Source organism: Pseudarthrobacter cremeus (genome assembly GCF_051857465.1).
Lineage (GTDB): Bacteria > Actinomycetota > Actinomycetes > Actinomycetales > Micrococcaceae > Arthrobacter.
On the sequence record NZ_JBPZHC010000020.1, the window covers coordinates 36,433 to 45,897 of the forward strand.

The following is a 9,465-nucleotide window of genomic DNA, read 5'->3' on the forward strand; positions in this document are numbered from 1 at the left end:
TCCAACAGTTTTGAACTAGGTGGTCTTCTTGCCGGCGGGCTTCGGGGCTGCCTTGGGGGCAGGCCGCGCAGCAGGCTTCGGAGCTGCCGGCCGGGCTATCGGCTTGGGCATCGGAACCGGAGGCCTGGGAGCTGCCGGGGCCGGTGCAGCTGCCGGCGTGGCAGCTTCCGCAGGCTTCGCAGCTTCCGCAGGCCTGGCAGCAGCGGGCGCCTTCGCAGCGGCTGCCGGGGCAGCCTTAGGAGCCTCACGCCTGGGAGCCACGGCCTTCGGAGCTGCCTTGGGCGCCGTCTGCCTGGGGGCTGCCTGCTTGGGGGCCGCCGGGGCGGAGGCTTCCTTCACGGGCTCGGCTTTGGCAGCAGCTTCGGGGACAGCCGCAACAGGCGACCCAGCCTGTGCCGCCGGCTCGTCAGTCTCCGGTGCCTGGGTTGCTTCAGTCCCTGTTTCCGGTGCTTCAGACTCCGTTGCCGGGGCCTCAGCTTCCGGCTCCGTGGTGATGGCGAAACCTTCCGGAAGAAGATCAGCCAGCGACTGCGTGAACGGTGCCTGGTCGTCGCCGGAGACGTCGACCCTGCCGCCGCCTGTTGCCTTGGCTTCGTTCTGCGCCTTGGCCTCTGCACGCTGCGTCGCGCGGCGTGCTTCAGCCTTGGCTTCCGCCTTGTTCTTCAGCGGGCCCACCACCATGACCATGTTGCGGCCATCGATTCGCGGGCTGGACTCCACAACGCCCACGTCGGCGACGTCGTCGGCGAAGCGCTGAAGCAGGCGGATGCCCATTTCAGGACGCTGCTGCTCACGGCCACGGAACTGGATCATGGCCTTGACCTTGTCACCGGCGCCGAGGAAGCGCAGTGCATGGCCGCGCTTGGTCTCGTAGTCATGGGTGTCGATCTTCAGGCGGAAGCGGATTTCCTTCAGAACAGTGTTGGTCTGGTTCTTCCGGGCTTCACGTGCCTTGACTGCAGCCTCGTACTTGTACTTGCCGAAGTCCATCAGCTTGCACACCGGAGGCTTGGCCTGCGGAGCAACTTCAACGAGATCAAGGTCGGATTCGGCAGCCAAACGCAGGGCATCATCAATACGGACGATTCCTACCTGTTCACCTGCAGGGCCGACCAGCCGCACCTCGGGGACGCGGATACGCTCATTGATTCTTGGCTCGCTAATGTTAAAGCTCCTGTGATTGATGTGGTATTCCACCGGCAAATAGAGAAGGCCCCCAATTGCCGGAGCAATCGAAGGCCTCGAAGATCGGATGCACACTCCCCCAAAGAGGCTGTGCGCACTGCCCGCGGCTGATAGCCGCCGGAAATGCCCGACCAGGTACCCGGCAACCTTGCTTCCGGCGGAATTGCTTCCAGGGGAAAACGGCTGACGCGGGTGGGAGAGAACTCCGCTTGCAAACTGCATGCCATTCTACAGAGAAAATCCCGCTCAGCGCAGCTTGGCGCCAGTGGGACCTTCGACAGCAAAATAACGACATCCAGTCGGTCTGTGACAAGCTTACCAGTATGAGCACCCCAGACAGTAATTCACACGTTTTCGAGGCCACTGATGCAAAGGCTGATGTGACCCAGCAAATCCGCGATATCTCGGAGGTGCCGGCGATCGAGGTCATCACCACGGCAGCCGTCCACCTCATGAGCGCAGCCGCCGTGAAACTGGGCCTGGCAGCCGAGGACAACGCCGAGGAACTCAAGGACCTGGACGAGGCCCGCAAGCTCATCACGGCCCTGGCCGGCCTGGTGACCTCAGCGGCACCCGAAATCGGCTCCCAGCACGCCGGTCCTTTGCGCGACGGCCTGCGTTCACTCCAGCTCGCCTTCCGCGAAGAATCCATCATTCCGGACGCCCCCGGCAAGGGCCCGGGCGAGAAATACACCGGCGCCGTTAACTAGGCGGACGCTGCTCCGGGGCACGGGGCCAGGCACGAAAGAAGTACGACGGCGGCGGACGGACCACACGGTCTGTCCGCCGCCGTCGTGGTTAAGGCCGGTGGGCGGTCACACGGCCGCGCGGCGGCGTCGGCGGGCCTGGAGCAACAGCCCCACCAGGCACAGCGCCACGCCGGACACTCCCACGGAGACGAAGCCGCCGGCAGGACCCACTGCGTCGATGAAGACTCCGGCCAGCGGTGCGCCAAGGGCAACGCCGCCGGTCAGGGCGGATCCGTACCAGCCCATGGCCTCGCCGCGGCGGTCCTCAACCACGAGTTCGGCCACCTTTTCTGACGCGGCCGACAGGACCGGCGCGCACAGAAGCCCGGGGAGAACGGACACCGCGGCAAGTGTCCACGTGTCCTGGGCGAACCCCATGGGGATGGTCAGTGCTGCCATCCCGAGCAGCAGGACGATGGGCGAAACCGGACGGTGCATGGCACCGTATACCAGGCCGCCGACCACAGATGCGGCGCACCAGAACAGGAAAACGATCCCGATCTCGCTTTGGTGGCCGCCCCTCTCCAGGGCCGCCACAATGCCGACATCGGAGCCGCTGAGGACCATGCCGGCCCCTGCTGCCACGGCGAAGACGGCGCCTACGGTGGCTGTGAACCAGGTGAAACTTCCCGTGACCTTGTCCCGAAGCCCCGGGCGGCCGGCAGCCCGCAGGATTCCTGCGGGACCCGGACCGGCAGCTGTCCCATGGAGATGGCCGGGAGCAGCTGAAACCGCTGCCACCTCGGCTGCGTGGCGCTGGCCTGACGCAGACACTGCCGGCTGGGCAGCGCTGCGCGTGGGCGGGTTGAACCACATCAGGAACAGCCCCGCCAAGGAAGTGGACACACCCACCACGGTGAGTCCCGCGACGGTGAAGCCGCTCGTCGCCGCCACGGCTCCGGCCGCCGGACCGATCATGAAAACCACTTCGGTAGTGATTGCGTCAAGGGCGAACGCAGTGCGCCTCTGGTTGCCGACGGCGAGGACACCCAGGGACTGCCTCACCACGCTGAAGATGGGGAGGGTGAGCAGGCCGCCTACGAACACCAGGGGCAGCAGCCACTCGTACGACACGTGCGGCACAACAGACCAGATGATGGTCTCGGACACCACCGAGGGGATCAGTGCCCTGCGAAGTCCGACGGTGTCCACACGGCGGCCACGCCAGGGGGCTCCCACCGCAATTCCGATTGTCATTACTGCCGCCGCAGCGCCGGCCGCGGCATAACCCTTGTCCAGGTTGAGGACGATGTGCAGAGTGAGGAGAACGCCGGCCGCCGAATGGGGGATCCGGGCGATCATGCCCACGATAAGCAGGCGCCGGATGCGCGGGACGGCCAGCAGCTCCCGGTAAAGAGCGAAGTTCACAAGAATCCTTTGGTCTGCCGCGGCTGCCCGGGATCTCCGTGCCCACCGTCAGCTACTGCGACGCGCGCCGCAACTTGATTTCCAGTGAGTCAACGCGCTCTCCAAACAATACATTCCGCGACCACTCCTGTTGGAGGCCGGATACGAGTTCCTGGACAGCGGAGGCATCGAGTCCGTCTGCGAGGTAGAGCACTGCCTGAAGCTCAGGTCCCGGTCCTCCCCCGGCAAGCTCCGCTCCGGTGCCGGTCACGGTTGCGACCCCGGAGCCAGGGAGCAGCGAGATGCTGCGGACTTCCGGGAATCCTGCTGCTGCCGCGGTCATTGCAGCGGCCAACGCGGGATCGGCGTAGGAGGGGACCCACTGCTGTTGCTGCGCCAGCGCCCAAAGCGCGGGCCGGCGGACCACCAATGTGATGTCTGAGCCGGGATCAAGCACCATGAGTTCCGCCTGTTCGGACACTGCCGAGAGGGCAGCCCTGGCAGCATAAACCGCCACCGGGCGGGCGTCCGGATGCCAGGCTGCCAGTGCCTGGGCCGAGGTGAAGGCAGGCAGGGCTGACCTGCCGTCGGCCGCCTTCAGCATCACCAGGGCCATGTCGGCCTGCTTGTCGGCCGTGAGGCCGGCCACGCCGGGCGCCTCAGCTCCGAGCTGGGCGATGATGGGGATGAAGACCCTGCTGGTGGCCAGCGAGGCCACCACCGCCGCTTCGTCGCCTATGCCCTGGACCAGAGCGGCAACGGCAGCAAGGTAGCCGGGGTCGGCCGCGCCGTCGTCGTTCTCGAAGTTGTGGATTTTCGCGTCGTCCCCGGCGAGGCTCCGTCCGTCCCATGGCCGGCCTGCCGAGTCGGTGGGGCCGCCTGCGCCCGCCAGCGCGGCCGCAATGTGTCCGGGGAGATTGCGCGGCGGCGGCGTGCTGCCGGAGGCCTCTCCGTTACTCATGGTGTCCACGGACTCCTGCTAGCGGCGTCCGGCGACGTCGAGTGCTTCCGGCAGGGTGAACGCACCGGCGTACAGGGCCTTGCCCACGATTGCGCCCTCTACGCCCAGCGGGACGAGCGACCGGAGGACTTTCAGGTCATCCAGGCTGGAGATGCCGCCGGAAGCCACAACGGGCTTGCCTGTCTTGTCCACCATTTGACGGAGCAGTTCGACATTCGGCCCCTTAAGCGTGCCGTCCTTCGTGACGTCCGTGACCACGTAGCGGGCGCAGCCGGCTTCTTCGAGCCGCTCCAGGACCTCCCAGAGGTCCCCGCCCTCCTTGGTCCAGCCGCGGCCGGCCAGGGTTGTGCCGCGGACGTCGAGGCCGACGGCGATTTTGTCGCCGAAGCGGTCGATGGCCCGCCTGGTCCACTCCGGGTTTTCCAGGGCCGCGGTGCCAAGGTTGACCCGGGCCACGCCGAGGTCCAGTGCAGCCTCCAGGGATTCGTCGTCCCGGAGCCCACCGGAGAGCTCCACCTTGATGTCCAGCCGGCCCACCACTTCGCGCAGCAGTTCTGCGTTGGAACCACGGCCGAACGCAGCGTCCAGGTCCACCAGGTGAACCCATTCCGCGCCCTGCTTCTGCCAGTTCAGCGCCGCCTCGAGCGGGGTGCCATAGCTCGTCTCGCTGCCGGCCTCCCCTTGGACAAGCCGCACGGCCTGGCCATTGACGACGTCTACGGCGGGCAGCAGTTCAAGAACCGGCAGATCGGTTGCGCTGGTCATCTCAAATCCTCTTCGGTGGGGTGTTGGTGATGGGAGCTAAGGCTGGTTCATAACAATGCTTACAGCGTCAGCAGGTAAGCGGCCAGTAAGGACATTGCCGCCAGGACCCAGAAGCTGACCTGGGTCCACAGCGGCTTATGCTGCTGCCTGAAGGACAGCGCGCCGCCCACCAGGAGGCCGGCGAGGCCCATGAGGATAATCGACCACATTCTAGGCAGCGCCGCCCGCAGTCTTCGGCTTGCGAAGGCCGTCAACCCAGTTGCGCAGCAACCTGGCTCCTGCGTCCCCGGACTTCTCCGGGTGGAACTGCGTGGCGCAGAGCGGCCCGTTCTCCACCGCGGCGATAAAGCGGGCCCCGTGTTCGGACCAGGTCACCAGCGGCGCGGTCATCCGGGGCTGGATCACGTCAAAGTCCCATTCCTGGACACCGTAGGAGTGGACAAAGTAGAAGCGCTCCTGCTCCACGCCGGCGAACAGCCTGGACCCGGCGGGGACATCAACAGTGTTCCAGCCCATGTGCGGGACCACGTCCGCGGGAAGCAGTTCCACTTTGCCGGGCCACTCCCCCATGCCTTCTGCCTCTGTCCCGTGTTCGACGCCGGCCTCGAACAGCACCTGCAGACCGACGCAGATCGCCAGGACCGGACGGCCTCCGGCCACGCGCCGGCCGATGAGGCGAATGCCGTCCACGGCTTTGAGCTCGCGCATCACAGTCTCGAAGGCGCCCACTCCAGGCACCACCAGGCCGTCAGCATTTAGAACGTCCTCGGGTTTGGAACTCAGGAGTACTTCTGCGCCGGCCCGCTCAAGGGCGCGCACGGCTGAACGGACGTTCCCGGAACCGTAGTCGAGCACAGTGACCGTGGGCTTGCCCTCGGACGATACGGGCTTCTTACCGGTTGCCGGATCGATCACGGCGCCATCACGGAGGATCTGGCCGCTCACAGCGCACCCTTGGTGGAAGGAATTCCCTCCACGCGGGGATCGGGCTCGACGGCTGCACGCAGGGCGCGGGCAAAGGCCTTGAACTGGGCTTCCACAATGTGGTGGGGGTCCCGGCCGGCAATGACGTTCATGTGCAGGCAGATGCCGGCGTGCAAAGTGATGGCTTCAAAGACATGGCGGGTGAGCGAGCCCGTGAAGTGGCCGCCGATCAGGTGGTATTCCTGCCCGGACGGCTCGCCGCCGTGGACCAGGTATGGCCGGCCGGAGACATCGACCACGGCGTGTGCCAGCGCTTCGTCGAGGGGAACCGTCGCCTCGCCGAAGCGGCGGATGCCCGCCTTGTTCCCCAGGGCTGTGCGGAGTACTTCGCCGAACGTGATGGCGACATCCTCCACCGTGTGGTGGACGTCGATGTGCGTGTCACCGGTCGCCTTGACGGTCATGTCGATCAGCGAGTGCTTGCACAGCGCTGTCAGCATGTGGTCGTAGAACGGGACTGACGTGTCGATGTCTGAGACGCCAGTGCCGTCAAGGTTGATCTCCACGAGCACTGACGATTCACTGGTGGCACGCTCCATGCGTGCGGTCCGTGCAGCAGCATTCGATCCGGTGGAAGTCATGGTGATATGTCCTTTGGGGAAGTCAGAGGTGCGGCACCCGAGGCACCGGTAGTTCAAGTTTAGGCGGGGAGCCTGGACTGGCTGGCCAGGATGGCTTCCAGCGAGGTCAGGAACGCTGTGGTCTCAGTCTCAGTTCCCGCCGTGACACGCAGGTGGCCGGGGATTCCGACGTCCCGGACCAGCACCCCGGCGTCCAGCAGCTGCTGCCAGACCTCGTGCGGCCTGTCCAGCCCGCCGAAGAAGACATAGTTCGAATCTGAGGCTGCGGGCTTGAGGCCCATGCGGGTCAGTTCCGTCACGATGCGGTCCCGCTGGGCCTTGATGTCCTGGACATCAGCCATAAGGGCGGTGCGGTGCCGGAGGGCGGCCAGGCCTGTCGCCTGGGTTATGGCGGAGAGGTGATACGGCAGCCGGACCAGGCGCAGGGCGTCCGTCACTTCGGGAGCCGCCGCCATGTAGCCCAGGCGCGCCCCTGCGAGGGCAAACGCCTTGCTCATCGTCCGGGACACAATGAGGCGTTCCCTCCCGGGAAGCAACGTCAGTGCGCTCGGCGTCCCGTCGTGGGCGAACTCGTGGTACGCCTCGTCCACGATCACCATGGTCTGGCTCGCCTCGCCTGCCGCGTAGACGGCCTCAACCACGTCAAGGCCCAGGCCCGTCCCCGTGGGATTGTTCGGCGAGCACAGGAAGACGATGTTCGGCTGCAGTTCCTTGACCTGCAGTGCAGCCGATTCTGCGCTCAGCCCGTAGTCCGCCGCACGCTGCCCGGTGATGTACTCGGTGTCAGTACCACTGGCCAGGAGGGGGTACATGGAATACGTGGGCGGGAAACCCAGGGCCGTGCGTCCCGGCCCGCCGAAAGCCTGGAGTATCTGTTGCAGGACCTCATTGGACCCGTTTGCAGCCCAAATGTTCGTGGCATCAAGTCCATGGCCAAGGTACTCGGCCAGAGCTTCCCGAAGTTCGGTGAATTCACGGTCCGGGTACCGGTTGAGCCCTGCGGCAGCTTCGGTCACGGCCTCGCTGATGGCTGCCCGAACGTCCGCCGGGACGCCGTGGGTGTTCTCGTTGACATTCAGCAAAATGGGGACATCCAGCTGCGGGGCACCATAGGGTGTCAGTCCACGGAGGTTGGTCCGGAGGGGAAGTCGGTTCAGACGCTCTAGCTGGTCATTCACCTGAACAGTTTAGTTCCGACGAAGACACCCGAAAAATATGACGGTCCGGACTGGCTGCGCAGGACCTCTTTGACTGCCCCGAAGCCTACTTGGCCGGGACAAAGAGCTGCTGGCCGGGCACCACGCCGCCGGCAGAGAGGTTGTTCAGCTGAACGATATCGGCAATGACATCGCGTGGATCCCGCCCGGGTGCTACGGCGCCGGCGATGGACCAGAGCGACTGGCCGGCCTGGACCGTAACAGAGACCGTGGGAGTCACCGAGAGGTCCGCGGCCGAATCGGCTGCCTTGGCGGGGGCATTAAGGAATCCTGCGAGGGACAGCAGGACCACAGCCAGGATGACCAGCGGGATGCCGATCAGGACAATCCTGCCGCGTCGGGTCAGGCGCAGCGGCTGGGCCTTGCTGCGCTCAGGCCCCGACGTCAGGTGCTGCACGGAAACGAACTGCGGACGGGAGTCGTGTGAAGCGGATGTAGCTGACATGAAATTAGCCCTCCTGGACCATACTGTGCTGCCCGGTGCGCTCTGTGCGTCCGCCTGCGGTGTCCGGGCTGGCCCGTTGTGGACCAGGTTTCGAAGGCTGCATGCGACGAGTAGAACACATATTCGAACTTTGCTTTCTCAGTTTTAGCACTTATCAACGAACATTGTCGAGACTCGCTAGAACAAATGTTTGAAAAAGCAATGTGGCTGGCCTACGTTTGGATCAAAGAACAACCACCCCAGCAGTTGATCAGCAGGGTCTGACAATTAATCCGGACAGCACCCGGGCAACCGAAAGGCATTGGCGAACATGGCAGCACCAGCCGCCGAAGGCAAGGCGAACCCGCAGGGCCGCCAGCCCCAGAGGATCCCGAAGGGGCTCACTGCCCGCCAAAAGAAGATCCTCGAAACCATCCAGCGTTCGGTCAATGACAACGGCTATCCGCCGTCCATGCGCGAGATCGGTGACACCGTAGGGCTGGCCAGCCTGTCCAGCGTCACCCACCAGCTCTCGCAGCTCGAAAAGCTGGGATACCTTCGCCGGGATCCGAAGCGGCCCCGCGCGATGGAAGTCCTGATGCCCCTGACCCTGGACGGCGGATCCACAAAACCAAGCGGGTCAGGCAAACCTGCGGTGATGCACGGCATCGGCGGAACGGTTACGCAACTCCCGACCGCGATGGACACAGCCATGGTGCCGCTGGTCGGCCGGATCGCTGCCGGCGGACCGATCCTTGCCGACCAGGTGGTGGAAGATGTGATGCCTCTGCCGCGCCAACTGGTGGGCCAGGGGGAACTGTTCATGCTGCGGGTGGCCGGCGATTCCATGGTGGACGCCGCCATCTGCGACGGCGACTGGGTGGTTGTCCGCCGGCAGGCCGACGCCGCCAACGGCGATATTGTGGCGGCTCTGCTGGACGACGAAGCAACCGTCAAGACCTTCCGCCAGCGCGATGGGCACACCTGGCTGTTGCCCCAGAACACCCAGTACGAGCCCATCCTCGGAGACCACGCCACCATCATGGGAAAAGTTGTCTCGGTCCTGCGCTCACTCTAAGACCGTTTGGGCCAAAAGCAACGCGGGGTCACTTACTGCCCTTCGGGAGGAGGCAGAATCATACGGTCGTTGCAACATCTGATTTCTGGAGGTTGCCATGCCGAGTGGTTTTCGGGCGCCCGATGCGCTGAAGGATGAGTTCTTTTCGCTTCTGCGGCAGGGGGTGTCGGTGAA

11 protein-coding genes are annotated in these 9,465 nt (G+C 65.2%); 2 read left to right on the top strand and 9 right to left on the bottom strand.

What is annotated here, in order from left to right:
• Positions 1–15 precede the first annotated feature (15 nt).
• Positions 16–1,197 carry a translation initiation factor IF-3 gene (infC, locus tag ACS5PJ_RS21600; protein WP_439436899.1) on the bottom strand — a complete coding sequence of 394 codons (1,182 nt, stop codon included), beginning with the start codon at positions 1,195–1,197 and terminating at the stop codon, positions 16–18.
• A gap of 311 nt (positions 1,198–1,508) precedes the next feature.
• Here infC and ACS5PJ_RS21605 point away from each other — a divergent pair, with 311 nt between their 5' ends.
• A complete protein-coding gene (locus ACS5PJ_RS21605; RefSeq protein WP_131685122.1) occupies positions 1,509–1,895 on the top strand; it encodes a DUF1844 domain-containing protein in 387 nt (128 codons plus the stop codon).
• Positions 1,896–2,000: 105 nt separating this feature from the next.
• On the opposite strand, the gene ACS5PJ_RS21610 is transcribed toward ACS5PJ_RS21605, so the two are convergent.
• From ACS5PJ_RS21610 to ACS5PJ_RS21645, 8 genes are all read right to left on the bottom strand, one after another.
• Positions 2,001–3,302: an MFS transporter gene (locus ACS5PJ_RS21610; protein WP_439436900.1), complete on the bottom strand. Its 1,302-nt coding sequence runs from the start codon at positions 3,300–3,302 to the stop codon at positions 2,001–2,003.
• Between the two features lie 52 nt (positions 3,303–3,354).
• Entirely contained in the window at positions 3,355–4,242 is an 888-nt protein-coding gene (locus tag ACS5PJ_RS21615; RefSeq protein ID WP_439436901.1) for an SseB family protein, read from the bottom strand.
• 18 nt (positions 4,243–4,260) lie between these two features.
• On the bottom strand, positions 4,261–5,007 hold the full coding sequence (gene priA, locus ACS5PJ_RS21620; RefSeq protein ID WP_439436902.1) for a bifunctional 1-(5-phosphoribosyl)-5-((5-phosphoribosylamino)methylideneamino)imidazole-4-carboxamide isomerase/phosphoribosylanthranilate isomerase PriA: 747 nt from the start codon (positions 5,005–5,007) through the stop codon (positions 4,261–4,263).
• Positions 5,008–5,066: 59 nt separating this feature from the next.
• Positions 5,067–5,216 carry a CG2302 family histidine operon protein gene (locus tag ACS5PJ_RS21625; protein ID WP_500691046.1) on the bottom strand — a complete coding sequence of 50 codons (150 nt, stop codon included), beginning with the start codon at positions 5,214–5,216 and terminating at the stop codon, positions 5,067–5,069.
• Between the two features lies 1 nt (position 5,217).
• A complete protein-coding gene (gene hisH / locus ACS5PJ_RS21630; protein ID WP_439436903.1) occupies positions 5,218–5,952 on the bottom strand; it encodes an imidazole glycerol phosphate synthase subunit HisH in 735 nt (244 codons plus the stop codon).
• Complete coding sequence (gene hisB / locus ACS5PJ_RS21635; protein WP_439436904.1) at positions 5,949–6,572, bottom strand: imidazoleglycerol-phosphate dehydratase HisB; 624 nt, start codon at positions 6,570–6,572, stop codon at positions 5,949–5,951. The genes hisH and hisB overlap by 4 nt, the downstream gene beginning before the upstream one ends.
• A gap of 59 nt (positions 6,573–6,631) precedes the next feature.
• Positions 6,632–7,750 carry a histidinol-phosphate transaminase gene (locus tag ACS5PJ_RS21640; RefSeq protein ID WP_439436905.1) on the bottom strand — a complete coding sequence of 373 codons (1,119 nt, stop codon included), beginning with the start codon at positions 7,748–7,750 and terminating at the stop codon, positions 6,632–6,634.
• Between the two features lie 85 nt (positions 7,751–7,835).
• Positions 7,836–8,234 carry a LysM peptidoglycan-binding domain-containing protein gene (locus ACS5PJ_RS21645; protein ID WP_439436906.1) on the bottom strand — a complete coding sequence of 133 codons (399 nt, stop codon included), beginning with the start codon at positions 8,232–8,234 and terminating at the stop codon, positions 7,836–7,838.
• 310 nt (positions 8,235–8,544) lie between these two features.
• On the opposite strand from ACS5PJ_RS21645, the gene lexA reads away from it, so the two are divergent.
• Entirely contained in the window at positions 8,545–9,291 is a 747-nt protein-coding gene (lexA, locus tag ACS5PJ_RS21650; RefSeq protein ID WP_439436907.1) for a transcriptional repressor LexA, read from the top strand.
• The last annotated feature ends 174 nt before the right edge of the window (positions 9,292–9,465 follow it).

Coding starts and splice junctions, on each gene's coding strand:
- ACS5PJ_RS21605 (WP_131685122.1), top strand. CDS start 1,509: ATGAGCACCCCAGACAGTAATTCACACGTTTTCGAGGCCACTGATGCA.
- ACS5PJ_RS21615 (WP_439436901.1), bottom strand. CDS start 4,242: ATGAGTAACGGAGAGGCCTCCGGCAGCACGCCGCCGCCGCGCAATCTC.
- priA (WP_439436902.1), bottom strand. CDS start 5,007: ATGACCAGCGCAACCGATCTGCCGGTTCTTGAACTGCTGCCCGCCGTA.
- ACS5PJ_RS21625 (WP_500691046.1), bottom strand. CDS start 5,216: ATGTGGTCGATTATCCTCATGGGCCTCGCCGGCCTCCTGGTGGGCGGC.
- hisB (WP_439436904.1), bottom strand. CDS start 6,572: ATGACTTCCACCGGATCGAATGCTGCTGCACGGACCGCACGCATGGAG.
- ACS5PJ_RS21645 (WP_439436906.1), bottom strand. CDS start 8,234: ATGTCAGCTACATCCGCTTCACACGACTCCCGTCCGCAGTTCGTTTCC.
- lexA (WP_439436907.1), top strand. CDS start 8,545: ATGGCAGCACCAGCCGCCGAAGGCAAGGCGAACCCGCAGGGCCGCCAG.